Genomic DNA, 25330 nt, shown 5'->3' with positions numbered 1-25330 from the left:
TTGCTCATGGGCTCGTGACAAGGGCGCCCCGGTCGGGCGAATAGACTGACCGGGGCCGTGTTCGCACGGCCACATGCTCTACATCACCTTCTCATATTCAAGGCGCAAGGAGATCTGTGGCGAAGAACGACGGCGCACCCCCCAGCGGTTCCCCGGCAGAGTCCGGAGAGCCGCGATGGGCCGGTGATCAACTGGGTCTGCCAGAGTCCGGTCCCGGCAGCATGGCGCCCTGGAGTCGGCGCATCCTGGCGCTGTTCATCGACTGGGGAATCGCCACCCTGATCTCGATGGCCTTCTTCGGCGGTGCGGAGCTGGCGACGCTGGGCATCTTCGTGGCGATCCACATCATCCTGATCGGCCTGCTCGGCGTGACCATCGGCAAGCGGCTGGTGCGGATCCAGGTGGTCCGCGGTCAGAAGATCCCTGGACCGTTGTGGTCCACGGTGCGGACCCTGCTGCTGCTGCTGATCCTGCCGGTGATCCTGATGGGCACCGACGGCCGCGGCGCCCACGACCGGGCGGCAGGCACCGTCCAGCTGCGCATGTGAGTGCCCCCGGACCCGCGCGGGTGAGCCGGCTCGCCGATCGCCCCGGCCGTGGCCTTGCGGTCATCTGCGCCAGTGCACTGAGCACGCAGTCAGGCGCCGCCGTCGGTTCCCTGGCCTTCAGCAGCCTCACCCCGGTCGGAGTGGTCGCCGCCCGGCAGCTGGTCGCCGCCACCGTGCTGCTGGGGATCGCCCGTCCGAAGTTCTGGCGCTTCACCCGCAGCCAGTGGTCGCCGGTGCTGCTGCTGGCCTTCTTCTTCGCCGGAATGAACACCGCGCTCTATGCCGCCCTGGAGCGCGTGGGCCTCGGCACGGCGGTGACCATCGAGTTCCTGGGCCCACTCGCCGTCGCGGTGCTGGCCTCACGGCGCCCCCGGGACGGGATCTGCGCGCTCATGGCGCTGACCGGGGTGGTGCTGCTGACCCGCCCCGGTCCCACCAGCGACCTGCTGGGGCTGGGCTTCGCGGTACTGGCCGCGGGCTGCTGGGCCGGGTACATCCTGACCAACCGGGTGGTGGGCCAACGCCTGGAGGGCGTGCAGGGTGTCGCCGTCGGCACCGCCGTCTCGGCACTCGGGCTGCTGCCGATCGCCGCAGTGATCGTGTGGCATATGCAGCCGCCCTGGGAGGCGTTCCTCTTCGCGGCCGTCGCCGGAGTGCTTGCCTCGGCGGTGCCGTACTCGCTCGATCTGATCGTTCTGCGCCATATCAGTCCAGTGCTCTTCGGCCTGGGAATGTCTCTGCACCCGCTCTTCGCGGCCCTGATCGGGGCGGGATTCCTGGGGCAGCACCTCCCACTGGTGGCCTGGGCAGGCATCGTGCTGGTGGTGCTGAGCAATGCGCTCACGCTCAGCGGGCCCGCGCGCCCCCGCACACCCTCCCGTTGAGGGGCGGAATCTGCGGGTAGTTGAGTGGGTTTTCGCCGTCAGATGCACGTGAAATCCGCCACTCGACGCAGGTAATGATTCAGGTTGCAGCCTTGAAAGTAGTGATTTAAGGCTGTAGCCTGCATCTATGTTCGTCGTCACTGCTGATCAGCACCGCAGCACCGAGTCAGGGGAGCGGGTGGATGAGCTCTTGGCGGAGCTCGCACCGTGGAGCGCCCGGTGGGAGGCGCAGATCGTGCTGCCGCTGGAACGCACGGTCGGTGATGAGGTCCAGATCCTGCTGGCCAGCGCCGAGGCGGCGGTGGACCTCGCGCTGACCCTGTGCCGGACCGAGCAGTGGGCCGTGGGCATCGGCGCGGGAGCCGTGGAGCGGCCGCTCGGCACCAGCGCACGCGCCAGCTCAGGCAGTGCGTTCATCCAGGCCCGCTATGCCGTGGAACGAGCCCGCAGCCGCACCGAACCGGTCCCGCTGGTGGTCCAGGGCGACCAGCCAGACGCCGCCGTCGCGGCGACTGCTGTGCTGCAGCTCCTCGGCGGGGTGGTGCGACGGCGCGCCGACACCGGCTGGGAGGTCAGCGATCTCACCGAGCAGGGCTTCACCCGGGCCAAGATCGCCGCGCAGCTGGGCATCACCGTGTCAGCAGTCAGTCAGCGCGCGCGCTCTGCGATGCTGGAGGAGGAGCGACGCAGCCGACCCGTCGCCGCGGCTCTGATCGCCGCAGCGGCCGGCGAAGGCGGCTGGACGATCGCACCAGCTCAGGATCAGACCTCCGCTCAGGATGAGGCCCCAGATCATGCCCAGCACCAGGAGGACCCACGTTCATGACATGGCTTGCGATCACCGCGGTGGTGCTGCTCACCCTCGCCCTCTCAGCGTTCCTGGGCGCGGTGCTGGTGGGCTGGCTGCTGCGCCGCGTCGAGCCCGAGGGCTACGGCCCGGGCATTCTGCGCGGGGGCACCTGGATCGGCATCCTGGAACGACTGGCGATCACCGGCGCGGTCTTCGGGGGCTACCCGGAGGCCATCGCGGTGGTGCTCGCGGTCAAGGGCCTGGGCCGCTACCCGGAGCTGCGCTCCTGGCAGGCCGAGCACCGCGCGAAGGCCACCGAACGGTTCATCATCGGCACCCTGGCCAGCTACATCTGGTCCGGAGCACTGGGCCTGATCGGTGTGGCGGTGATCGCAGCGATCAGCTGATCGCTGGGCCCAGCCGGCGTTCGATCGCCCGGGCCAGCTCCTGCGCCGCCCAGGGGGCGCGGTGCAGATTCAGCGCGGGTTCGAACAGCTCGGCCTCCAGCAGCACCGTGCCGTACTCGGCGGAATCCACCAGATCGATCCGCCCGTAGAGCGGCATCTGGGTCTCGGTGGCCTGGGAAGCTGCTTCGAGCACCTGCTCCCCGAAGCTGACCTCGGCGGTAGAGGCTTGAACCAGCTGCGGGTCCTCCAGGTAGGTGCCGCCGCGCAGACCGCCGCCGCGGGCGAGCAGCGCGCCCTTGGAGATCGAGTGCGTGTGGTGCCCGTCGATGAAGTAGAGCGCCTTCTCCCGGCCCTCGCTGAGCTCAGGGATCTCCGGCTGGATCATGACGGTGAGTCCGCGGGCGAGGATCCGCTCACCGAGGGAGAGCGCGGCGGGGGAGTCTGCGCGCAGCAGCCCGGTGTCGAAGGCGCCCGCCGAGATGGTGGGCTTGATGACCACCCAGTCACCGCCGTGGCCGGCCAGCCCGCGGCGCAGCGCGTCGTCGTCGTCGGCCCAGTCCGTCGGCACGCTGGCCAGACCTCGGACCTCAAGCGCACGCAGGTAGACCTTGTCCAGGTTCCAGCGGATCAGTTCGGGGCTGTTGAGCACCCGGACCTGCTCCTGCGCCCGGTCCAACCAGGCGAGGAACTCACGGGTGCGGGAGGAGTAGTCCCAGGGAGTGCGAACAACCAGCAGGTCATACTCCGGTACAGGGTCCCAACGGTGCCAGATGACCGGCTCCGCGCTGATGTCCAGCCGCTGCAGCGCGGCGATCAGCGGATCGGTGTCCCGGTCAGGAGCCTTCGAGTAGTCATCGGTGACCACGATCCCGACCCGGCGCGGCTGTGGAGCGGTGACCAGGCTGTGTTCGGGAAGCCAGCGGAAGCGTTCGACGACGATCAGCTCGTCGTCGTCCAGGCCAGGCTTCTGCGGCCCGCCGTGGCTGCCCTGTGCAGCGCCGATCTCACCCGTGTCGTGCCAGAAATCCTCATGCGCCTCGCGCCAGGCGGCCACAGAGGCGTAACCTTCACCCTCGCCGCGAGCGACCTCCTGGTCGATCTCACCCAGCGGCACCAGGTCCACCTCCAGCACCTCGACGACGCCGAGGCTCTCCTCCTGCACGCCGAGGAGCCGCTGCAGCCCTGGTGTCGGCAGCGGCTCGGCCTCGGCGAGGTAGGAGCGGTGAAGGCTGGTGGTCGCGGTCTTGACCCCGGTGATGACTGCGCGGGTCAGACGGGCACGCAGCTCCCCGGAGGCGAGGTCCATCGGCGGCAGCGTGTCGATCTGATCCGGGGTCATGCTCTGTTCTTGGGTCATGCTCTGTTCCGGGTGATGATCAATTGCGGGTTCGAGCGCGGCGCAGGTGTCACGGCTTCATGCTGCCGGTGCGCTGGTAGTTGCCGTGCCAGCTCAGCGCTTCGCCGAGCAGGTGCGGGGTGTGCTGACCGCGTGCGTTCGCGGCCACGGCGCGGTCGAAGTAGTCCTGGAGCAGGTCCTGGTAGTCCGGGTGGGCACAGCTGCGGATGATGGTCCGGGCGCGGGCGGCGGGGGAGAGGCCGCGCAGGTCTGCCAGGCCCTGTTCGGTGACCAGGATCTGGGTGTCGTGCTCGGTGTGGTCGATGTGGCTGGCGAAGGGCACGATCGAGGAGATCGCGCCGCCCTTGGCCATCGAGCCGGAGACGAAGAAGTTCAGGTAGGCGTTGCGCGCGAAGTCTCCGGAGCCGCCGATGCCGTTGATGATGGAGCTGCCCATCACGTGGGTGGAGTTCACGTTGCCATAGATGTCCGCCTCGACCATGCCGTTGATGGAGATGACGCCCAGCCGGCGGATCGCTTCCGGGTGGTTGGAGACCTCCTGGGTGCGCAGCAGGATCCGGCCCTTGTACTCCTCGGCGCGGGCGTTGAACTGCTCGGCCCGTTCGGCGGAGAGGGAGACGGAGGTGGCGGAGACGGCCGTGAGCTTGCCGGTGTCGATGAGGTCAAGCATGCCGTCCTGGATGACCTCGGTGTAGGCGAGGAGATCCTCAAACTCGCTGTGCGCCAGCTCCGCCATCACGGCGTTGGCCACGTTGCCGATGCCCGACTGCAGCGGGAGCAGGTTCTTCGGCAGTCGTCCCTGGTCGATCTCGTAGCGCAGGAAATCCACCACATGGGAGGCCATGGCTTTGGACTGCTCGTCGGCGGGCTTGAACGGCAGGTTCCGGTCCGGGGCGTCGGTGTGCACCACAGCGACCACCTTCTCCGGGTCTACCCGCAGGTAGGGGTCACCGATGCGCTGGAGCGGGTCGGTGAGCTGCAGCGGACGTCGCTCCGGGGGCAGCTTCGTGCCGTAGTAGATGTCATGGAAGCCCTCGTAGGCGCGGGGATGCCAGTCGTTGACTTCGAGGATCACCTTGTCCGCGAGCTGCAGCCAGGTCTTGTTGTTGCCCACCGAGCTGCCCGGGACCAGCAGCCCGTTGGGCAGGATGGCGGCGACCTCGATGACCGCGACGTTGAGCTGGCCGTAGAAGCCGAACCAGGCCTGCTGGGCGGAGTGGCTCAGGTGGGTGTCGACGTATTCGGTCTCCCCGGTGTTGATGGCCTCGCGCAGGGTGGGGTCCGACTGGAAGGGCAGGCGTCGGCGCACGGCGCGGGCCTCGGCCAGCACGCCGTCGAGCTCGGGTGCCGTGGAGGCTCCGGTCCAGAGATCGATGCCGAAGTCCTCGCCGCGGTCGTGGGCGTCTTTGGCGCGTTCGGCCAGGGCCGCCGGGACCGCCTTGGGGTACCCGGCGCCGGTGAAGCCGCTCATGCCGACCCGGTCGCCGTCGTTGATGTGGCTGGCGGCCTCCGTGGCCGAGGTGACCTTCGTCGCCAGCGTGGGGCAGGTGATTCGACTTGGAACAACGCTCATGCCTCCAGCCTAGGTGACCCTCGACCCTGCCGGGATCGGGGCGCCGAGCGCTACGCTGAGTGACACGACGCGGGGTCATCTCCGCACCTCAGCAAGCACCTCAAGACGGAGGACGCACCATGAACGGATTCGTGCCCTATCCGGTCCGCGAGACCTACCGGCTGATCGAGCCGGGTCCGACGGTGCTGATCTCCACCTCTGACGGTGTTCGGGACAACATCATGACCAACGCCTTCAACATGCCGGTCCGCCATGACGGCATCCTCGCGGTCATCGTAGGGACCTGGGACGCCAGCTTCGCGACCCTGCAGTCCACCCGGCAATGCGTGATCGGCATCCCCGGGGCCGAGCTGATGCGCACCACGGTGCAGCTGGGCAACTGCTCCGGGGAGGACCTGGACAAATGGGACCATTTCGGGCTGACTCGAGTGCCGGGGATCAGTGTGGCGGCGCCGCTGATCGGGGAGTGTGTGGCCAATATCGAGTGCAAGGTCGAGGACGACTCCCTGGTGGATGACTATTCGCTGTGGCTTCTGCGCACCACCGCGGCCTGGATCAGACCCGATGCCGCACGGGCCCCGGAGTTCCATCACCGGGGCAACGGGACGTTCACCACCAACGGCGAGCTTCACGACTTCAGCGATGAGATGACCAAGTGGAAGTACTTCACGGACTAGAGGAGTCCTCGCGGCGCATCGGATTCCGCATTCTGCCCGAGGAGGATCTCACGAGGGGTCTGCGAGCAATCCGTGAGCACGAGGCCGCGCTGGGACTAGACCTATGGCCCCGGGTCGTGATGCACCGCGGACTTGCCCCGGGTGAAGCGGCGTCCCCGGTGTAATGACCCGCGGGTGACCCTAGCTTGAGTAGGCTGATCCGGTGCGCGCATTGAGCTTCAGGGACCCGTTGCCGGCCCACTGCACACGCCTCCTCATTGTGGGCACTTCCGGGGCGGGGAAGACCAGGTTCGCCGAGCAGCTGGCGGTCATCAAGGACCTCCCGCGGTTCGAGATGGACAACCTCCATTGGGGTCCTGGATGGACGCCTCGACTCACATTCCTCGACGACGCCTCGGCCGCCGCGGCATCAGACTCCTGGGTCACCGAGTGGCAGTACTCCGCGGCCCGACCGATCCTGGCGCGACGCGCTCATGCCATGATCTGGCTGGACTACTCGGTGCCACGACGCATGTACTGGGTCGCTCGCCGTACACTCATGAGGCGCGCGACCCGAGCGTCGCTCTGGGACGCGGGCCTGCGCGAGGAACCGTTGCGGACCATCTTCACGGAGAAGGACCACATCATCCGCTGGGCCTGGCGCACCCGACGAAATCTGGACCAGCTGCCGGGCGTCGTCGAGCGTGAGTATCCGCATCTCGTGCTCTATCGATTCACGTCACCAGGTCAGGCTCGACGATGGCTGCGGACCTTTCGGTCGAGGTTCGTCCGAAGGCTGGGACATGCGTCGTAGCAGGCAGCCTCCTCCCGCGTGGTTCATGCCCGGGACGCCGCGGCCTCGGACATGACGGGCACCGACGGTGTCAGTGCCGGCCGACCTCTCGTGCAGCTTTCACGGCGGCCTGCGCCCCGTCAGACCAGACCGCTCCGTGGCCTGGGAGCACAGTGTCGGCTTCGGTGAGCGCGATCGCGTCCAGCGAGCTGATCGCCTGGGCCGTGTCCTTGGTGGCCGCTCCGGCGACGATCTGAGGTCCGGTCTCCCCGGTGTAGGGATCCAGGGTGACCAGGGCGTCGCCGCTGAAGACCGCCCGGCGGTCCGGGAAGTGCAGGATGCAGTGCCCGTCGGTGTGGCCCGGGGTGTGCACCGGGACCGGAAAACCCGGCACTTGAAGCGTGGATCCGGCGGTCATCAGCTGGACGCCGTGCACGCCCTTGACGGTGAGCGCTCCGGAAGCCACCATCCGTCCCAGCAGCGGCAGCGATCGCGGGTGTCCCAGCGGGTAGAGCAGCCGGTTGCGTTCCGTGGCATAGCGGTAAGGCGTGGTCGCGAGCTCGGCGTCCTCGTGATGGATGATCACCGGGATGCCCAAGCTCTTCTGGGCGCGCAGCGCGAACCCGAGGTGATCGAAGTGCCCGTGGGTCAGCACCAGGGCCTTCACCTCATAGGGCATCCGCTGGCGCGCCTTGAGCACCTCCATGACCTCGTGCCACATCCCCGGCAGTCCGGCGTCGATGAGAGTGATCCCGTCCTGCGCCTCTACGACGTAGCAGTTCACGTTCGCCTGGGAGACCAGATGAATGCCAGGGGCGACGCCGTATTCGATCATGTGCTGCGGTTCCGTTCCGTGGGAGTTCCATCAATCCTGGGTCTCCGCACGGGGGTTGGTCAAGCGTGGCCTGGATCCGGGGTGTCCCAGGCCACACCCAGGAGTCTCCAAGGGGGCGATCATCAGTGCTCAGCGGCGGCGTCGGACCAACGTCCAGGTGTGGCCGTTGTTCACCTCATGGCTGAGCTGGTCCAGCGCCATCTTCGCGATCGCCAGACCGCGGCCAGACTCCGCCAGTTCCTCGGGAAGCTCCGCCTCGTGCAGTGCGATGGTGACCGGCGCGGCGTCGTCCTGGAAGCGGGCCGAGAGCGCGGCGGCGTCGACCGTGAGGTCCGCGGTGACGGTGACCCCGGCGTCGCCCTGACAGTTCGAGTGCATGACGATGTTGGTGATGATCTCGCTGACCGCGAGCGAGAAGAAGGTGCGATCCTCATCGGTGAGGTCACCGGCGCCTTGGAAGAGCTCTTCCAGGGCGGTGAGCACCCGATCCACGAAGTCCAGCTCCGCCGCCCCGGTCAGGGTGACGCGGGAGCCCCCATCAGCTGTCACCGAAGGCCGCCTCGACGGTGGGGTGGTCGCGGAGCACGCGATCAAGGCTGGTCAGCTTCAAGACGCTCTTGACCGAGTCGCTGGCTGCGGCGAGCCGCAGATCGCCCTCGGCGAGTCGGGCCGCTTTCAAGCCGCCGATCAGCGCGCCGAGTCCGGAGGAGTCGATGAACTCGGTCTGGGCCAGGTCCACTACGATGCGGGGATTCCCGTCCTCGATGAGCTTCTTGATCGCCTGCTTGAGCCGCGGAGCGCCCGCGGCGGTGAGTCGTCCTTCGGGGCGCACGACGGCATGGTGTGGATGGGTGGAGACGTTCAGATTCATGGTGTTCCTTCTGCCTCTTCGGCGTGTGCTGCGGGTCCCTTGTAGCGCAGGGCTTGGATGACGATGCTCAGGGCGGCCAACGAGTAGGCCACCCAGACGGTGTTGACCAGGGTGCCGACACCGTCTGCGGTGCCCAGCTGCACCCTGACGATGCCGGTGATCAGCGCGAGGATCAGCAGCGCGATGGCTGTGAGCTGGGGCCATACCTCGCGCAGCGGCAGCGTACCGCTCTCACGGCCGTCCTTGCGGGTGACCACGAAGCTGAGCGGCTTCTTGAACACCACGTTGGCGAAGGCGGACGTGCAGGCGCGGATCCAGACCGGGAAGAGCGCCAGCGAGTATTGCTGGCCGCGCCAGGTGCGAATGCCGCGCGCCACGACCAGGAACATCAGCTGGTTGATCAGGAAGTACGGCAGGAAGCGGGCGAAGAAGTCGCCGCTCCACGCGTTGACCGGCATCACGCCGAACATCAGGTAGATGACCGGGGCGGAGAGGTAGATGATCGCGGCGAAGCCGGCGAGGTAGCTCCACATGGTCCCGAAGTACATCAGTCGCTGGCCGGCCGAGAGTCCCCGCTTGGCCAGCGGGTTGTCACGCAGGAACACCTGCATCGTGCCCTGGGCCCAGCGCAGACGCTGCTTGAGCATGGTCTGCAGGTCCTCCGGCGCGAGCCCTCGGGCGAGGATCTCGTGGTGGTAGACGCTGCGCCAGCCCATGCTGTGCAGCTGCATGGCGGTGGCCATGTCCTCGGTCACCGAGATCGTCGCCAGCGGCTGGATCGGCTGGGCCTCGTCGGGACGGTCCACGCGCAGCGCGTCGACGAGGGCACCCACGGACTTCACCGCCGCCAGCGGGGAGAGCTCCCGGGTGGTGAGCGCATCCAGTCCGACCTCGTCGATGACGAGGGCGCCGAGCTCGGCGTCGCGCTGGACCGGCAGCGCATGGATGGCGACCAGATCCTCGGCCATCGTGTCCATGTCCTGCTTGACCAGCCGGCCGGAGGCCTCGTTGACGGCTGCGTGCAGCTGGTAGGTGACGTCGGCGATGGGCTCTCCAGAGGTGACGGCGTGCCTGGCGCCGGTGACCTCTTCGCGCAGGTGTTGGAGTTCCTTGTGCAGCTCTGGCGTGGCCCGGTGACGCCGCGTTTCGCGAGAGAGCAGCTTCTCCGCCGCACGAAGGGTGCGATCGGTGGAGTCCTGGAGGTTGCGCACGTAGCCGACGATCCCCAGCTGCATCAGCGCGTCGCGACGCAGCACAGCGTTGGAGCCGCAGAAGAAGGCTGCGTTCCAGCCGTCCTTGCCCTGCTGGATGGGACCGTAGAACAGCGGCGCCTGGCTGCCCAGCGGGTCGGCCTCGTCGACGTTGATGAACCATTGCGGGGTCTGCACCAGTGCGACCTGCTCGTCGTCCCCGAAATAACCGAGGGTGCGGTGCAGGATCAGCGGGTCCGGGATCTGGTCGGCGTCGAGGATCAGCAGGAACTCCCCGTCGGTCTCGAACAGCGCGTTGTTCAGGTTTCCGGCCTTGGCGTGGCGCGGCTTGTCGGTCCAGTCCTCCGACCGGGTGATGTAGCCCAGCCCTTCGGCGCGGGCTGCGGCGGCCATCTCCGGACGGTTGCCGTCGTCAAGGACATGGGTCTCGTGCGGGTAGGCGATGTGCTTCGCGGCCCGCGCGGTGGCCATGACCATCTCGATCGGCTCGTTGTAGGTGGTTATGAAGACATCCACGGTGCCAGTGGGAGGGGATTGAGGACTTTCGCGCTCCTTGGACCGCCACATGGTGGTGGCGAAGAGGAACGTGTCGATCAGGCTGTAGGTCTCCGCGAGGACCAGCGGCACCGCGATCCACCAGGCCTCCCAGTTCAGCGAGTCCATCCAGCGCCAGGTGACGTAGTTGATCCCGGTCAGCACTGCGAGCACCGCGAAGACCCGGATCAGGATCAGCCGACGGCTCAAGAGTCTCTCCTGACCACGACCACGGTGACATCATCGACGGCCTTGGCCGCGACGGCGATGCGCATCGCCTCTTGGACGGCGCCCTCAATGCCGAACTGGGCGAGGACCTGCTCGACCTGACCGAAGGGATCGTCCAGGTCCAGCAGGTCGAGCAGGCCGTCGCTGCAGCTCAGCAGCGCGTCTCCGGGGTTCAGCCGCGCGGTGCCGAGGCCGTGGGGCTCGTCGAGGCCCATGGCGAGGGGGAGCCCGGTGGAGTTCAGGTGTTCCCAGCTGCCGTCGGCGCGCAGGATGAAGCTGAGGCTGTGTCCGCCGTCGACGTAGGTGATCTCTCCGGTGCGGGTGTCGAGGTCGCCGCAGAAGAGCGTGACGAACATGTGCAGGTCCCCGACGTCGTGTTCCAGCATGGCGTCGATCTCGCTCACCGTTCTGAGCAGCGAACGTTCGGGTGCGGTGCGCATGGAGGCGCGGACGGCAGAGGCGATGATGCCGGCACCGATGCCCTTGCCCATGACGTCTGCCAGGGTGATGCGGAGCTGGTCATCGTGCAGGGTCACGTCGTGGAAGTCTCCGGAGACGGCGCCCGCCGGCGCGGAGGCGGCGGTGACGGTGAATCCGGGGGGCTGGGGGAGGTTGCGCGGGGCCAGCGCGCGCTGGACCACGGCCGCGTGGTCCAGTTCGTGCTGTTGGGCGAGCTCGGTCTGCACCCAGATGGCCAGGTCCTTCAGGAGGTCGCGCTGGCTCTTATCGAGGCTGCCCGGCTTCGTGTCGAGCATGCACAGGGTGCCGACGTGTTCACCACCGGGTGCCTGCAACGGGTGTCCGGCGTAGAACCGGAGGTGAGGATCGCCGAGGACGAAGGGGTTCGAGGCCCACTTCGCATCCCGAGCGGCGTCCTCGATCACGAAGGCGTCGGTCTGCTGGATCGTGGCCTCGCAGAACGCCCCCGCTCGGGGAACCTCTTTGACGCCGAGTCCGACCTCCGACTTGCGCCACTGCCGATCCCGGTCCAGGAGGTTGACGCTGACCATGGGGACCTCGAAGATCTGCTGCGCGAGACGGGTGATCCGGTCGACGCGTTCATCGGGGGGGAGTGTCGAGGATCCTCAGGGCGTCAAGTGCACGTTGTCGGCTCTTTTCGTCCAACATACTCGGCTCCTCAAAAAAGCTTTTGTACCGCAATTGCTAAAGCTTAGAATACACAAATGGGCGGGCCCTGAGGCCCACCCATCTGCGGTGTTGTCATTCTGAGATCATCGCGACGACCTGAGCGGGTCAGCGTGCGGGTCGTGACGACCGGCCTGCTGCACCGGCGCCGCTGCGTCCGGAGGGGCGACCGCCACGGGCGGGACCGCCGGAGCCGCCGCGACCGCCACGTGCCGCTCCGCCGCCGCGAGGCGAGGAGGTGCCGGGACGACGACGGGGCTGCTGCTGCTGGACCGGGGCGCGCGGTGCGGGCTTGACGAACTCGGCGGTGGCACCGACCAGTTCGCTCACAGCCTCGGACTCGGAGTTCACCCGGATCGGGTGCACGGCGATGGCTGCCTTGCGCAGCAGAGCCTGCGTGTCGCGGCGCTGCTCGGGGAGCATCACCGTGACGACGTCACCGGCGCTGCCGGCGCGGGCGGTGCGTCCCGAGCGGTGCAGGTAGGCCTTGTGCTCGGCCGGCGGATCCACGTGGACCACGAGCTCCACCGAGTCCACGTGGACGCCGCGGGCGGCGACGTCGGTGGCGACCAGGACCTTGATGTCGCCCTCGCCGAAGGCGGCCAGGTTGCGGTCACGCTGGGACTGCGACAGGTTGCCGTGCAGGTCCACCGCGGGCGTGCCCTGATCGGTGAGCTGCTTGGCAAGCTTCTTCGCCTGGTGCTTGGTGCGCGTGAAGAGGATCCGGCGTCCGGTGCCGGAGGCCAGCTGCTTCACCAGGTCGCGCTTGTCATCGTTGTGGACCTCGAAGACGTGGTGGGTCATCGCGGAGACGTGGGAGGTGGCCTCGTCCACGGAGTGCAGCACCTGGTTGTTCAGGAAGCGCTTGACCAGCTTGTCCACACCGTTGTCCAGAGTGGCTGAGAAGAAGAGCCGCTGACCCTTGGAGTCGGTCTTCTCCAGCAGCCGGGTGACCACCGGGAGGAAGCCGAGGTCTGCCATGTGGTCGGCCTCATCCAGCACCGTGATCTCGACGGACTCGAGGCTCAGGGCGCGCTGGTTCAGCAGGTCCTCGAGCCGGCCGGGGCAGGCCACGACGATGTCCACGCCGGACTTCAGCGCGTTGATCTGGCGTGAGGCGGTGACGCCGCCGAAGATCGTGGTGGTCTTGAGGTTGTACGAGGCCGCGAGGGGCTCGAGCACCGCGTTGATCTGGGTGGCCAGCTCGCGGGTGGGGGCCAGGATCAGGCCGAGCGGGCGGCCGGGGCGGCGGTTCTTGGCCGCGTTCTTCTCGCCGAGGCGGGCGACCATCGGGATGGAGAAGGCGAGGGTCTTGCCCGAGCCGGTCTTGCCGCGGCCAAGGACGTCACGTCCGCCGAGGGTGTCGGCCAGCGTCTGCTGCTGGATGGCGAAAGCGTCAGTCTTGCCATCCGCAGCCAGTGCGCGCACCAGCGGTGCGGGAACGTTGAGGTCGGCGAAGGTCTGGGTCTCAGAAATGGCGGGAGCCTTTCGGAAAGCGCCAGACACAGGGAAGGCAGGGGTGTTCCTGCCTGGGACTGGTCTGGCATAGGGCGAAGGCATCGGTTGATGCACTCGGTCGCCGCGAGAAAATCACTGCTGAAACGTGAGCCGGTGGAAATCACGGCCCCGTTGATCAAGGCGTTCTTACGACGCAGGCACCCACACGTGCTGGGCACCAAGGTCACTACTCTACCTCATGAGCAGTCCCTGCAGAGCCAGGTCACTTGCCGCTGATCTGGCTGTAGTGCTCCAGCGCCTCCTCACGCGAGGCCTTCAGGTCTACGATGGGCTCCGCATACTCGGGGCTGTTGAGCTCCGGGATCCAGGCGCTGATATAGGCGCCCTTGGGGTCGAAGCGTTCCCGCTGACGCTCCGGGTTGAAGATCCGGAAATACGGTGCGGCGTCCATCCCGCAGCCGGCCACCCACTGCCAGTTCGCCGGGTTGGAGGCGGCATCGGCGTCGACCAGCGTGTCCCAGAACCAGGCCTCACCCTCGCGCCAGTCGATGCCGAGGTTCTTGATCAACAGGCTCGCTGAGGCCATCCGCACCCGGTTGTGCATATGCCCGGTCTCCCAGAGCTGGCGCTGCCCGGCGTCCACCCAGGGGAACCCGGTCTCCCCCTTGGTCCACGCGCGGAAGTCCTCCGGCGCCTCGTGGCGGGACTTCCAGGGGTAGGCGTCGAACTGGGCGCGCAGATTGGTGTGCGGCAGCTGCGGGAAGTGGAAGAGCAGGTGCCAGCAGAACTCGCGCCAGCCGATCTCGGAGAGGAACTTGCCCACCGCCTCATCGGTCTGCTGATGGGCGGCGTTCCAGACCTGGCGCGGGCTGAGCTGGCCGAAGCGCAGGTAGGGCGAGATCCGCGAGGTGCCGTCCCCGGCGGGGACATCCCGAGCGTCGTCGTAGTCCTGGACCTGATCCTCCAAGAACTCGCGCAGCCGCTCGTGGCCGCCGGCCTCCGTGGGGGTCCAGTTCTCACGCAGACCTCCGGCCCAATCTGGACGGGTGGGCAGCAGCGCCCAGTCCTGCAGGCTTCCGGCGCCGTGGTTCAGCGCAGGAAGCGCGGACTCGACGTCGGCGAGGGTGCCCAGAGGTGCGGGGCGTTCGAGCGGAGCGCCGGGATCCCGCACGCTGATCTGCTTCCAGAAGGGGGTGTAGACCTTATAGGGACCGCCGGTGTTGGTCTGCACGGTCCATGGCTCATGCAGCAGTGAGGCGTTGAAGCTCTCCACCTCGATGCCGAGCTCCGGCAGCGCGGCCTTGATCCCGGCGTCCACCGCGCGCTCGGGTCCGCCGTAGCGCCGCGACCACTGCACCTTGTCCGCGCCGAGCTCCTGAGCCAGCGTGGGCAGGATCTCCGCAGGGTCCCCCGCCCGCAGCAGCAGCGGGATCCCGAGTTCGCCGAGATGGGCCGTGAGTGACTCCAGCGCGTGGTGCAGCCACCACTTCACCGCACCACCCAGCGGGCGCACCCCGGGGCTGACCTCATCGAGGACATAGAGTGCGACGACGTCGCCGGGATTCTGCGCGCGCTGGCAGGCGGAGAGCAGCGCCTCATGGTCTGCGGTGCGCAGATCGTCGCGGAACCAGAGGAGCGTGCGGGTCATCAGTGCCCTTTCGGCGAAGCGTCGCCGCGCGAGCGGCCGTCCTGGCTGGCACAGTAGCAGGGGAACCCGCTCATCGACTGGGCTGGTGAAGGAGATGACGATGTCTGAGGAAACGCAGTCCGCCGAGGAGTCCGAGCGCTGGCTGGTGATCAAGGGGCGACGCTGGCGCCGGACCGATCCGGCGCTGCCCGAGGAGCTGGTCGCCGCGCTGAAGTCCCACCTTGGCCGCGGCAGATCTGGGGTCGGGGCGGGGAAGAAGACCGGCGACGACGAGCGGGTGACCGCCTCCCGGAGACGGGTCGGTCTGGCCAAGACCGGACTGGGGGAGCGCGGTCCCTACTGGTGGGATCTTCCTGAGGCCGAGAGGATCGCTGCGGCGGAGCGGGTGCTGGCGGAGCTCGATGCGCTGGATGAGCCCTACCGCACGTAGCTGCCGAGGGGGTCGTGGCGGCCTTCCCCAGAATCCGGGACGGCGATGGTTCCGTCCCGGCCCCGATGCAGAAGCATGAGTCCGAGGAGAGCCAGCAGAATCTCGAGGGCGGCCATCCCGGACGCCAGCGGAAACAGGACGTGGTGCAGCGTCGCAGCCGACGCCTCGGGATTCGACGCGACGGGGCCGAGATCCGGGACGAGGCTGTGGGCATGTCCTGCCTGGACTGCCGCGTCGGCCACTCCTGTCTCCGCCGCGCCCGACAACTGGTCCCCTCGAGCGGAGTCGTGCTGGTCAGCCTCAGCGGTCATCCAGAGATGCACCCCGAGCATCGCAGCGTTCATGACGGCGATCGTGGTCCAGGACCTCCGGCCGGCTTTCCGCCAGAGGTGTCCGGCGCAGGGCAGGCAGATGATCGCCATGCCGGCCATCGCCAGAGCAGATCCAAGGTGGTGGCCGTGGCCGAGCAGGATCAGGTGCAGCAAGCCCGAAGCGGCTGCGCCGAGGGCGGCTGTTCGACGGATCGCGAGTGTCATGCGCACTTGACCCTTCCGAAACACATGTGAAATGTGTCATATTTATTGTTGAGCGTGCGCTCAACTATAAGGAGGATCACCATGGCTGACAAGACCCGGGACCACTCGTCCCGTCACCCCCTGACGCCCCTGTCCGTACCCGAGATCGAGGTGATGCGCGGCATCCTGGATCGCGAATCGCTGCTCTCCGATGCGACGCGGGTCTCCTACGTGACCCTGCGTGAACCTCCCAAGCAGGACGTCGCCGCGTGGACGCCCGGGACCCGGCTGCCCCGCGAGATCGCATTGCTGCTCACCGACCTGGAGACGCTGACCCTGACCGAGCTCGTGGTCGATCTCGATCAGGAGGCCATCGTGGAGCGCCGAGAGGTCAACGCGGCGGACCAGGGTTCGGCCCCGAGCTTTGATGAAGACCTCGCCGGTGCCGATCCGATCGTGAAGGCCGACAGGCGCTGGGTCGAGGCGATCGCGAAGCGTGGCGTGACCGATCTGGACAAGGTGGTCGTCGTCGGGCTCTCCGCCGGGATCTTCGGCTACGCCGACGAGGTCGGCGTGCGGATGGTCCGCGCGCTGGCCTTCCGTCAGGACTATCCCAGCGACTCCGTCTGGGCGCACCCCATCGATGGCGTCGTCGCGCATGTCGACCTGACCAACAAGAAGGTGCTCCGCGTCGTGGAGACCGAGGTCATGCACGTGCCCGAGGAGTCCGGTGATTACCTGGACCCCGCGGTGCGGGGTGACTACCGCACCACCCTGAAGCCGATCTCCATCACCCAGCCGGAAGGGGTGAGCTTCAGCCTCGAGGACGGAGTCCTGGCCTGGGAGAACTGGAAGGTCCGGGTCGGGTTCAATGGCCGCGAAGGCCTGACGCTGCACCAGCTCAGCTTCCATGATCACGGCGTGGACCGGCCCATCCTCTACCGCGGCTCCATCGCCGAGATGGTGGTCAGCTACGGCGACCCCACCCCCACCCACGCCTGGCAGAACTATTTCGACGTCGGCGAGTACCAGTTCGGCCGGCTCGCCAACGCCCTGGAGCTCGGCTGCGACTGCAAGGGGGAGATCACCTATGTGGACGCCGTCGTCGTCGATGACCGTGGGCAGCCCAAGACCCTGCCCAATGCGATCTGCATCCACGAGGAGGACTACGGGATCCTGTGGAAGCACACCGATGACTTCTCCGGAACCAGCGAGGTGCGCCGCCAGCGCCGCCTGGTGGTCTCCTTCTTCGTCACCGTGGGCAACTACGACTATGGCTTCTACTGGTACCTGTACCTGGACGGAAAGATCGAGTTGGAGTCCAAGGCCACGGGAGTCGTGTTCACCTCCGGAATGCCCTCACCCGACTACCCCTACGCCACCGAACTGGCCCCGGGCCTCGGAGCTCCCGTGCATCAGCACCTCTTCTGCGCCCGTCTGGACATGACCGTGGACGGCACCAGCAACTCGATCGACGAGATCGACGCCGCGCAGGTTCCCACCAGTGATGAGAATCCGTGGGGCAACGCCTTCACCCGCAATGTCACGCGACTGCGCTCCGAGAAGGAGGCCGTGCGCGATGCGAAGGGTTCAGTGGGCCGGGTCTGGCAGATCAGCAGCGCCGAGAAGACCAACAGGCTCGGTGCTCCCACCTCCTATGTCCTCCATCCGGAGGAGAGCCCCACCCTGTTGGCGGCTCAAGACTCCTCCATCCGACGCCGAGCCGCGTTCGCGGGGCACCATCTCTGGGTCACTCAGTTCCACCCAGATCATCAGTTCCCGGCGGGGGACCAGGTGAACCTCAATCCAGGCTTCGGCGGACTGCCGAGCTACATCGAGCAGGATCGCTCGCTCGTGGGAGAAGACCTGGTGCTCTGGCACACCTTCGGGCTGACTCACTTCCCGCGGACCGAGGACTGGCCGATCATGCCGGTGGACTACGCCGGCTTCACGCTGACCCCGAACGGGTTCTTCGACCGCAACCCGACCCTCGATGTGCCCCCGGAGTCTTCCGCGCACTGCGCCGCGAAGCCGGAGGACGCAGGTGACGCGCAGACTGCCGGCACCGGGGAATCCGACGGGTGCGGCTGCGGGTGTGGCTGAGCCCTCGTAACTCCACGTCGGTCCTCACCGGAACCTCGCCTAGAGCGTCGCGGCGGTGCGACCTGCGGCGGTGAGCCAGGGGCAGAGGCAGTGGCGGATCATCCGCCACTGCCTCTGCGTCTCGGCCAGCGGCGTGCGCAGCGCGCATTCCACCTGCAGGCCGGTGATCAGCACCATCAAAACGTCCGCGAGCTCCTCGACCGGGGCCGCGGCGCTGAGCTCCTCTGCGTCCATCGCCTCGATCAGGTGCTCGGTGATCTGGCGTCGCCACCTCGCGCCCACCTCGGTCTGGACCCTTCCCAGCTCGGGCTTGGAGGAGGCTCGGCCCCAGAAGTTCGTCACGATCAGAGCTTCGCGTTCCGTCTCCGGTCCCACCGGCAGAACCTCCCGCAGCATGGCGGTCAGCGCCTCCAGGCCCGTGCGATGGCCGACCCGTTCGGCGATGCGTGAATTCGTGCGGTCAAAGATCAGCGTGAAGGCGCGGAAGACGACGTCGTCGAACCCGGCGAAGTAATGCCACAGCGACCCGGTGGAGACCCCGAGCTCGGCGGCAACCGCTCGGGAAGTCGCCGCTTCCAGTCCGTCTCGATCAGCGATGCGCAGATAGGTCCGCACGATCTGCTGGCGGCGGCCTTCTCGGTCGATCTTCTTCGGCATGAGCTGATTCTCCCGCATCAGCCGGGCTCAGGCGGCCAGTGACCCCCCGACCAGCCGCTGTCGCCGGTAGACGCTCGGCGATTCTCCGTACTCGGATTTGAACAGCCGGGAGAAGTGCGCAGCGTCATGGAGCCCCCAACGACCCGCGACCCAGGAGACCGGGCGTTTCGCATGGATCGGGTCGAGCAGATCCCTGCGGATATGTTCCAGCCGGCGGGTGCGGATCCACGCGGAGATCGTCTCACCCTCCTCGGCGAAGATCGTGTAGAGGTAGCGCAGCGAGACGAAATGGGCCGCCGCGATCGAGGTCGGCGTCATCGTCTCATCGCCCAGGTGGTTCAGGATGTACTCGCGGATCTCCCGGTGCAGACTTCCGGTGGCGGAGGCAGGACCGTCGCTGCGGCTGTCGAGCTCCTGGGCGAGCATCGTCACCATCAGGTCCAGTGCGGAATGGACCAGCCGGGTGCCGTAGGCGCCGGGCAGCTGCTCGATGCTGTTGCAGAGCTCGATGAAGAACGGGTTGATCAGGCGCCCGAATCCGCGGTTGCTGGAGAAGCAGGTGGCGGTGACGCGCGCGATCTGTTCTGCGGTGAGGTCCACCGGCTCTCGCGGGATCACCATCACCATGGTGCGGCTGGGCTCAGGAAAGTCCAGGGCGTAGGGACGGTGGGTGTCGTAGATGGCCAGATCTCCGGGTCCGAGGTCGGCGCGCCGGCCGTCCTGCTCCAGGATGCCCCGTCCGGAGAGCTGCAGGCTGAGCTTGTAGAAGCGGGAGTCGTCCTTGGAGATCAGATTCGGCGTGCGGCGCACCGTATGGGCGGTGGTCAGCAGCTCGTAGACGCCGACGCCGTCGACGGCGGAGCTGCGAATGCGCCCGGAGAAGGTGGTGCCCGGCTTCGCCTGGATCTCGAGCGGGACGACGGCCGCCGCGATGGCTTCGCGCCAGCTGTCGAGGTCGGACGCCGGCATGGCGCACCCGGGGGACACCGGCTCGAGATCGGCGCCCATGGAGTTGATCGTGTGCATCGTCGCTCCTGTGCAGAGGCTCACGTCCAGTTTATTGAGCACATGCTCAACATTGATGACAGAGGAGTTTCGAACATGTGAACCTGGGTGATTCCTCAGTGTGACAGCGCTCACAGGGCTTGTAAAGGGTCCGTGCCGGCGTGCGGCCCGGGTGGGTGCAGGTGGATCAGCCCGGATGTGCAAAGCCCGTGCATCCTGGTGCAAGACTCGTCCCTCCACGTCTCGGGATACTTCGAAGCACCGGCGACTGCACCTCGTCGGAACCTGAGGAGAAATGGAGCACCCGATGACCGAGCATGCTGCCTCTACCCGGCCCACGGCGGAGGAGGAGACCGCGCTGGCGAAACGGACCCTCGGCGTTCCAGCCCTGGTCTTCCTGATCATTGCGGCCTCCGCACCCCTGACCGTGCTGGCCGGGGGCGCCACCACCAGCTTCGCGATCACGGCCCAGACCGGTGTGCCCGTGGGATATCTGCTGCTGGGCGTGATTCTGGGTCTCTTCGCCGTCGGGTACGGGCGAATGAGCACCTACGTGCAGAACGCTGGGGCGTTCTACGCCTATGTCGCTGCAGGACTCGGCACGCGGCCCGGCATCGGGACGGCGTTCCTGGCGCTGATGACGTACAACGCGATGCAGATCGGCATCTACGGCGTGTTCGGCTTCACCGCGTCCTCCATCGTCGACGATCTCTTCGGCGTCACGATCGCCTGGTGGATCTGCGCGCTGGCCGGCTGGGCCCTGGTCGCGTGGCTGGGCGTGAATCGCATCGACCTCTCGGCGAAGGTGCTCGCGGTCATCGTGCTTCTGGAGTTCCTCGTCGTGATCGTCGTGAGCCTGCTGTCCCTGACCTCAGCCCCTGAAGGGATCACGGCTGAGACGCTGCTCCCGGAGAACTGGATGAACGGAAGCCTGGGTGCGCTGCTCGCGTTCGGCATGGCTGCCTTCATGGGCTTCGAGTCCGGAGCGATCTACTCCGAGGAGGCGAAGAACCCGGAACGCTCCGTGGCTCGAGCCACCTATATCGCGGTGGCGATCATCGCGCTGTTCTATGCCGCATCGTCCTGGGCGCTGGCCGTCGGAATCGGTCCGTCGCAGATCGTGGCGCAGGCTCAGGAGTGGGGACCAGACCTTGTCTTCGTCTTCCTCGACGGCAGGCTGCCGGCGATGCTGGTCAATCTCGCCGCCGTGCTGTTCCTGACCAGCATCATGGCGGCGCTGGTGGCGTTCCACAACGCGGCCGCCCGCTATTTCTTCTCCATGGGTCGAGCCCGGATCATGCCTGGACTGCTGGCGCACACGGGGGCACGCAGCGGTGCTCCGATCGCCGGCTCCCTGCTGCAGAGCGGACTTGGACTCACGCTGATCATCGTCTTCGCGATCGCGGGGTCCGGGTCTGAGCTGGGGCCCCTGTTTCCGGTGCTGACGATGTTCCCCTGGCTGACCAACGCCGCCGGCTTCGGCCTGGTGCTGCTGCTGTGCATCACCTCGGTCGCGGTCCTGCGGTATTTCAATCGGGAGCCTGAGCGGCATCCGCTGTTCGTGCGCACCGTCGCTCCGCTGCTCGCCGCCATCGGACTGGGCCTCATCGCCGCGCTCATCATGTTCAACTTCGATGTGATGATCGATTCCTCCAGCTCATCGGCCCTGGTGGTCATCCTGCCCGGGGCCATCGTCGGATCTGGCGTGGTCGGGCTGCTCTGGGCGCAATACCTCCGGGTGAAGCGTCCCGAGATCTACCGGGGCGTCAGCCGGTCGAACATCGGCTGACCCCCCGGCATGCCGCAGGGGCCGACGCCGGAGACTCTTCGATTCAGGGGTTGTGCGCCACATCACATACCGTATACGATCTGGAATATCATCCGCCGGCAGGGTCCGGACCGGCTCGTCGAGGAGACCACATGAGCGCACAAGAACTAGGCACGCCCGGCAAGATCGTCGCCGTGCACATCAGCTATGAGTCCCGCGCCGCGGAGCGTGGCCGACGTCCCGCGACCCCGTCCTACTTCTTCAAGCCGACCAGCTCGCTGGGGGTCTCCGGAGGTGCTGTGCAGCGCCCCGACGGCACCGAGCTGCTCGCCTTTGAAGGTGAGATCGCGCTGATCATCGGCGCAGAAGCCCGCCAGATCACCGCCGAGGACGCCTGGAGCCACGTCCGAGCCGTGACTGCGGCCAATGACTGGGGGCTCTACGACCTGCGCGCCGCGGACAAGGGCTCCAATGTGCGCAACAAGGGCCGCGACGGCTACACCACGGTGGGCCCTGAACTCATCGACGCCGCTGCGGTGGACCCGCAGAGGCTGCGCGTGCGCACCTGGAAGAACGGCCACCTCGTCCAGGACGGGGCCACCGGTTCGATGATCTTCCCGCTGACCCAGCTCGTCGCCGACCTCTCCCAACACCTGACCCTGCAGCCCGGAGACATCATCCTCACCGGCACCCCCGCCGGCGCCTCCGTGGCCGAACCCGGCGACACCATCGAGGTGGAGGTCGACGACGCCGGTGGACTCACCAGCGGCCGACTGATCAGCCCGGTCACCGAGGGCCCCGGGGAGTTCGATCCCGCGCTCGGCTCGCTGCCCAGCGTGGACGACACTCAGCGCGAAGAGGCCTGGGGCTCCCGAGAGGCCGCCGGCCTGCCGCCGAAGCCGGTCCCCGGAGTCAACCCCGACCTGCGCGCCGCGCTGGAACAGGTGCCGGTGGCCGCGCTCTCCCAGGAGATGCGAAAACGCGGCTACAACAACGTCACCATCGACGGCGTGCGGCCCACCCGCAGCGGAATCAAGCTCATCGGCACCGCCCGCACGCTGCGCTTCGTGCCGAGCCGCGAGGACCTCTTCGCCTCTCACGGCGGCGGCTTCAACGCGCAGAAGAAGGTGTTCGACTCCGTGGACCCCGGCGAGGTCATCGTGATCGAGGCCCGCGGCGAACGCGGCTCCGGGACCCTCGGAGACATTCTGGCGCTACGTGCCCTGCACCGCGGCGCCGCCGGAGTCGTCACCGACGGCGGTGTGCGCGACTACTCCACCGTGGCCGAGATCGCCCTGCCGGTCTTCAGCCAGGGCCCGCACCCGGCGGTGCTCGGGCGCAAGCACGTCCCCTGGGACGCAGACCTCACGGTCGCCTGCGGGGGAGCCACCGTGCAGCCGGGGGATGTCATCGTTGGCGACGACGACGGGGTCATCGTCCTGCCGCCGGCGATCGCAGTGGAGGTGGCCGAGGCGGCGCTGGTCAAGGAGGCCGAAGACGCCTGGGTCGCTGAGCAGGTCCAGGCCGGGCACCCCGTGGACGGCCTCTTCCCGATGAACTCCACCTGGCGCGCCCGCTACGAGACCGAACAGGGACGCTCCGGCGCCGAGGCCCCGGTGAAGGAGGGCGAGGGCCCGTGATCCGCATCGACGAGCGGATCAGCAAGTCCGAGCTGACCTACGACTGGATCCGCGAGCGCATCATCGGCCGAGAGTTCAACCCCGGCTATCGGCTCGTCCTGGGCGCCATCGCCAAGGAGCTGGGCATCAGCGTGGTCCCGGTCCGCGAGGCGGTGCGCCGGCTCGAGGCCGAGGGGCTTGTCGAGTTCGAGCGCAATGTCGGGGCCCGGGTGGCCATGGTCAACCAGGACGAGTACATCGACACCATGCAGACCCTGGGCGTGCTCGAAGGGGCCGCCACCGCGCTGGCGCTGCCGCTGATGCGCGATGCCGACCTCGGCCGAGCCCAGGCGATCAACGATTCCATGCGCGCCATGCTCGAGGACTTCGACCCGGTCGCCTTCACCTCGCTGAATGAGAAGTTCCACCGGGCGCTCTTCCAACGCTGCCCCAACCCGCACATCTCAGAACTGGCCGACCGCGGCTGGAACCGGATGTCGGGGCTGCGCAGCTCCACCTTCGCCTTCGTCCCCGACCGGGCGCCCCGCTCCGTGCAGGAGCACGACGACATCCTGCACCTGATCCGCGAGAACGCCGAGCCGCTGGAGATCGAGATGGCGGTGCGACAGCACAAATGGCGCACCGTCGAGGCTTACCGCCAGCAGCGCACCTCTTCCTAGCGCACCTCTTCATAAGGAGACCCACCAGAGATGACCGACTACCAGAGCCCCGTTCCGGCTGACCTGCCGGAGAAGATCCAGCACTACATCGACGGCGAGCTCCGCGACTCCGCCGAGGGCGGCACCTTCGAGGTGCTCAACCCGGTGACCAACGAGGTCTACGTTCACGCCGCCGCGGGAACAAAGGCCGACGTCGACCTCGCCGTCGCGGCGGCCGGACGCGCCTTCGAGACCGGACCATGGCGCGAGACGCTGCCCCGGGAACGCTCCCGTGTGCTGCACCGGATCGCCGATCTCGTGGAAGCCCGTGGCGACCGGCTCGCCGAGCTGGAGTCCTTCGACTCTGGGCTGCCCATCACTCAGGCGCTCGGACAGGCCCGACGCGCCGCGGAGAACTTCCGCTTCTTCGCCGATCTGATCGTCGCCCAGGCCGATGACGTCTATAAGGTGCCGGGCCGGCAGATCAACTACGTCAGCCGCAAACCGATCGGTGTGGCCGGGCTGATCACGCCGTGGAACACCCCGTTCATGCTCGAGAGCTGGAAGCTCGCCCCCGCCCTGGCCGCCGGCAACTCGGTGGTGCTCAAGCCCGCCGAGTTCACCCCGCTCTCGGCCAGCCTCTGGGCCGGGATCTTCGAGGAGGCCGGACTGCCCCAGGGCGTCTTCAACCTGGTCAACGGCCTCGGCGAACAGGCCGGGGACGCCTTGGTGAAGCACGCGCACGTCCCGCTGATCTCCTTCACCGGAGAATCCAGCACCGGACAGACCATCTTCGCGAACGCGGCACCGGCGCTGAAGGGGCTCTCCATGGAGCTCGGCGGGAAGTCCCCCGCCGTCGTCTTCGCCGACGCGGACCTCGAGGCGGCCATCAACGCCACCATCTTCGGAGTGTTCTCGCTCAACGGCGAGCGCTGCACCGCCGGCAGCCGCATCCTGGTCGAACGCAGCATCTATGACGAGTTCGTCGAGCGCTACGGCGCCCAGGCCTCCCGGGTCAAGGTCGGGCTGCCGCACGAGGCTGGCACCGAGGTCGGCGCACTGGTGCACCCGGAGCACTTCGAGAAGGTGATGAGCTATATCGAGATCGGCAAGGAGGAGGCCCGGCTGGTCGCCGGCGGCGGCCGCCCCGAGGGATTCCCCACCGGGAACTTCGTGGCCCCCACGGTCTTCGCCGACGTCGCACCGGAAGCCCGGATCTTCCAGGAGGAGATCTTCGGCCCGGTCGTCGCGATCACCCCCTTCGACTCCGACGCCGAGGCGCTGGAGCTGGCCAACAACACCAAGTACGGGCTGGCCGCCTATATCTGGACCAATGACCTCAAGCGGTCGCACAACTTCGCCCAGTCGGTCCAGGCCGGGATGGTCTGGCTGAACTCCAACAACGTCCGGGACCTGCGCACCCCCTTCGGCGGGGTCAAGGCCTCGGGCCTGGGCCACGAGGGCGGCTACCGGTCACTGGACTTCTACACCGACCAGCAGGCCGTGCACATCAACCTCGGCGAGGTCCACAACCCGGTCTTCGGCAAGGACGACTGAGCCTCTCACCCCGAGCGGGGCGCCCCCCCCCGGCACCCGGCCACCCACACCCACACCTTCCACCATCGAGCAAGGACG

General features: G+C 67.6%; 24 protein-coding genes and 1 pseudogene. 12 read left to right on the top strand and 13 right to left on the bottom strand.

Annotated elements, in window-relative coordinates; translation table 11 throughout:
* Positions 1-116 precede the first annotated feature (116 nt).
* From ACHAA4_RS01885 to ACHAA4_RS01870, 4 genes are all read left to right on the top strand, one after another.
* Positions 117-548 (top strand): RDD family protein, encoded by a 432-nt coding sequence (locus ACHAA4_RS01885; RefSeq protein ID WP_435772497.1) that lies wholly within the window; start codon positions 117-119, stop codon positions 546-548.
* Positions 545-1432 carry an EamA family transporter gene (locus tag ACHAA4_RS01880; RefSeq protein WP_435772496.1) on the top strand — a complete coding sequence of 296 codons (888 nt, stop codon included), beginning with the start codon at positions 545-547 and terminating at the stop codon, positions 1430-1432. Before ACHAA4_RS01885 ends, ACHAA4_RS01880 begins: the two co-directional genes overlap by 4 nt.
* A gap of 127 nt (positions 1433-1559) precedes the next feature.
* The gene (locus ACHAA4_RS01875; RefSeq protein ID WP_435772495.1) at positions 1560-2258 is read left to right on the top strand and encodes a hypothetical protein; all 699 of its coding nucleotides are present in this window, start codon (positions 1560-1562) and stop codon (positions 2256-2258) included.
* Complete coding sequence (locus ACHAA4_RS01870; protein WP_435772494.1) at positions 2255-2629, top strand: hypothetical protein; 375 nt, start codon at positions 2255-2257, stop codon at positions 2627-2629. Before ACHAA4_RS01875 ends, ACHAA4_RS01870 begins: the two co-directional genes overlap by 4 nt.
* On the opposite strand, the gene ACHAA4_RS01865 is transcribed toward ACHAA4_RS01870, so the two are convergent.
* Positions 2622-3986 carry a DcsG N-terminal domain-containing protein gene (locus ACHAA4_RS01865; protein ID WP_435772493.1) on the bottom strand — a complete coding sequence of 455 codons (1365 nt, stop codon included), beginning with the start codon at positions 3984-3986 and terminating at the stop codon, positions 2622-2624. The two genes, ACHAA4_RS01870 and ACHAA4_RS01865, sit on opposite strands and share 8 nt — an antisense overlap.
* 49 nt (positions 3987-4035) lie before the next feature.
* Positions 4036-5559 (bottom strand): succinyl-CoA:acetate CoA-transferase ScpC, encoded by a 1524-nt coding sequence (gene scpC, locus ACHAA4_RS01860; RefSeq protein ID WP_435772492.1) that lies wholly within the window; start codon positions 5557-5559, stop codon positions 4036-4038.
* Positions 5560-5678: 119 nt separating this feature from the next.
* Between scpC and ACHAA4_RS01855 the strand changes: the two genes are divergently transcribed.
* Positions 5679-6236, top strand: coding sequence for a flavin reductase family protein (locus ACHAA4_RS01855; protein ID WP_435772491.1), 558 nt, complete (start codon positions 5679-5681; stop codon positions 6234-6236).
* A 259-nt stretch (positions 6237-6495) separates the two neighbouring features.
* Positions 6496-7029 carry a P-loop NTPase family protein gene (locus tag ACHAA4_RS01850; RefSeq protein ID WP_435772490.1) on the top strand — a complete coding sequence of 178 codons (534 nt, stop codon included), beginning with the start codon at positions 6496-6498 and terminating at the stop codon, positions 7027-7029.
* A gap of 70 nt (positions 7030-7099) precedes the next feature.
* Here ACHAA4_RS01850 and ACHAA4_RS01845 read toward each other — a convergent pair whose 3' ends face one another.
* From ACHAA4_RS01845 to ACHAA4_RS01810, 8 genes and pseudogenes are all read right to left on the bottom strand, one after another.
* Positions 7100-7843, bottom strand: coding sequence for an MBL fold metallo-hydrolase (locus ACHAA4_RS01845; protein ID WP_435772489.1), 744 nt, complete (start codon positions 7841-7843; stop codon positions 7100-7102).
* A gap of 129 nt (positions 7844-7972) precedes the next feature.
* On the bottom strand, positions 7973-8392 hold the full coding sequence (locus ACHAA4_RS01840; protein WP_435772488.1) for an ATP-binding protein: 420 nt from the start codon (positions 8390-8392) through the stop codon (positions 7973-7975).
* Positions 8382-8714 carry an STAS domain-containing protein gene (locus ACHAA4_RS01835; protein ID WP_435772487.1) on the bottom strand — a complete coding sequence of 111 codons (333 nt, stop codon included), beginning with the start codon at positions 8712-8714 and terminating at the stop codon, positions 8382-8384. Before ACHAA4_RS01835 ends, ACHAA4_RS01840 begins: the two co-directional genes overlap by 11 nt.
* Positions 8711-10669 carry a glycosyltransferase family 2 protein gene (locus ACHAA4_RS01830; RefSeq protein ID WP_435772486.1) on the bottom strand — a complete coding sequence of 653 codons (1959 nt, stop codon included), beginning with the start codon at positions 10667-10669 and terminating at the stop codon, positions 8711-8713. The genes ACHAA4_RS01835 and ACHAA4_RS01830 overlap by 4 nt, the downstream gene beginning before the upstream one ends.
* A complete protein-coding gene (locus ACHAA4_RS01825) occupies positions 10666-11394 on the bottom strand; it encodes a PP2C family protein-serine/threonine phosphatase (RefSeq protein WP_435772971.1) in 729 nt (242 codons plus the stop codon). The genes ACHAA4_RS01830 and ACHAA4_RS01825 overlap by 4 nt, the downstream gene beginning before the upstream one ends.
* A pseudogene (locus tag ACHAA4_RS01820) lies at positions 11380-11745 on the bottom strand (GAF domain-containing protein); the annotation flags it as partial. The gene ACHAA4_RS01825 and the pseudogene ACHAA4_RS01820, both read right to left, overlap by 15 nt.
* A gap of 196 nt (positions 11746-11941) precedes the next feature.
* A complete protein-coding gene (locus ACHAA4_RS01815) occupies positions 11942-13339 on the bottom strand; it encodes a DEAD/DEAH box helicase (protein ID WP_435772485.1) in 1398 nt (465 codons plus the stop codon).
* 214 nt (positions 13340-13553) lie between these two features.
* Positions 13554-14939, bottom strand: coding sequence for a cryptochrome/photolyase family protein (locus tag ACHAA4_RS01810; protein ID WP_435772484.1), 1386 nt, complete (start codon positions 14937-14939; stop codon positions 13554-13556).
* 100 nt (positions 14940-15039) lie between these two features.
* On the opposite strand from ACHAA4_RS01810, the gene ACHAA4_RS01805 reads away from it, so the two are divergent.
* On the top strand, positions 15040-15369 hold the full coding sequence (locus tag ACHAA4_RS01805) for a biopolymer transporter Tol (protein WP_435772483.1): 330 nt from the start codon (positions 15040-15042) through the stop codon (positions 15367-15369).
* Here the strand turns inward: ACHAA4_RS01805 and ACHAA4_RS01800 are convergent.
* A complete protein-coding gene (locus tag ACHAA4_RS01800; protein WP_435772482.1) occupies positions 15357-15905 on the bottom strand; it encodes a hypothetical protein in 549 nt (182 codons plus the stop codon). The two genes, ACHAA4_RS01805 and ACHAA4_RS01800, sit on opposite strands and share 13 nt — an antisense overlap.
* An 81-nt stretch (positions 15906-15986) precedes the next feature.
* Between ACHAA4_RS01800 and ACHAA4_RS01795 the strand changes: the two genes are divergently transcribed.
* A complete protein-coding gene (locus ACHAA4_RS01795) occupies positions 15987-17987 on the top strand; it encodes a primary-amine oxidase (protein ID WP_435772481.1) in 2001 nt (666 codons plus the stop codon).
* A 39-nt stretch (positions 17988-18026) separates the two neighbouring features.
* Here the strand turns inward: ACHAA4_RS01795 and ACHAA4_RS01790 are convergent, their stop codons facing one another.
* Together ACHAA4_RS01790 and ACHAA4_RS01785 are read right to left on the bottom strand one after the other, a co-directional pair.
* Entirely contained in the window at positions 18027-18644 is a 618-nt protein-coding gene (locus tag ACHAA4_RS01790; protein ID WP_435772480.1) for a TetR/AcrR family transcriptional regulator, read from the bottom strand.
* A gap of 27 nt (positions 18645-18671) precedes the next feature.
* Complete coding sequence (locus ACHAA4_RS01785; RefSeq protein ID WP_435772479.1) at positions 18672-19670, bottom strand: AraC-like ligand-binding domain-containing protein; 999 nt, start codon at positions 19668-19670, stop codon at positions 18672-18674.
* 286 nt (positions 19671-19956) lie between these two features.
* On the opposite strand from ACHAA4_RS01785, the gene ACHAA4_RS01780 reads away from it, so the two are divergent.
* From ACHAA4_RS01780 to hpaE, 4 genes are all read left to right on the top strand, one after another.
* On the top strand, positions 19957-21438 hold the full coding sequence (locus ACHAA4_RS01780; RefSeq protein ID WP_435772478.1) for an APC family permease: 1482 nt from the start codon (positions 19957-19959) through the stop codon (positions 21436-21438).
* Positions 21439-21569: 131 nt separating this feature from the next.
* Complete coding sequence (locus ACHAA4_RS01775) at positions 21570-23057, top strand: fumarylacetoacetate hydrolase family protein (protein ID WP_435772477.1); 1488 nt, start codon at positions 21570-21572, stop codon at positions 23055-23057.
* Positions 23054-23716, top strand: coding sequence for a GntR family transcriptional regulator (locus ACHAA4_RS01770; RefSeq protein WP_435772476.1), 663 nt, complete (start codon positions 23054-23056; stop codon positions 23714-23716). Before ACHAA4_RS01775 ends, ACHAA4_RS01770 begins: the two co-directional genes overlap by 4 nt.
* Before the next feature lie 30 nt (positions 23717-23746).
* The gene (hpaE, locus tag ACHAA4_RS01765; protein WP_435772475.1) at positions 23747-25252 is read left to right on the top strand and encodes a 5-carboxymethyl-2-hydroxymuconate semialdehyde dehydrogenase; all 1506 of its coding nucleotides are present in this window, start codon (positions 23747-23749) and stop codon (positions 25250-25252) included.
* Positions 25253-25330 lie beyond the last annotated feature (78 nt).

The sequence above is a fragment of the Nesterenkonia maliinae genome, assembly GCF_051262655.1.
GTDB lineage: Bacteria > Actinomycetota > Actinomycetes > Actinomycetales > Micrococcaceae > Nesterenkonia.
The sequence above is the reverse complement of the archived record's forward strand: the minus strand, read 5'-3'. Positions and strand labels throughout refer to the sequence as shown.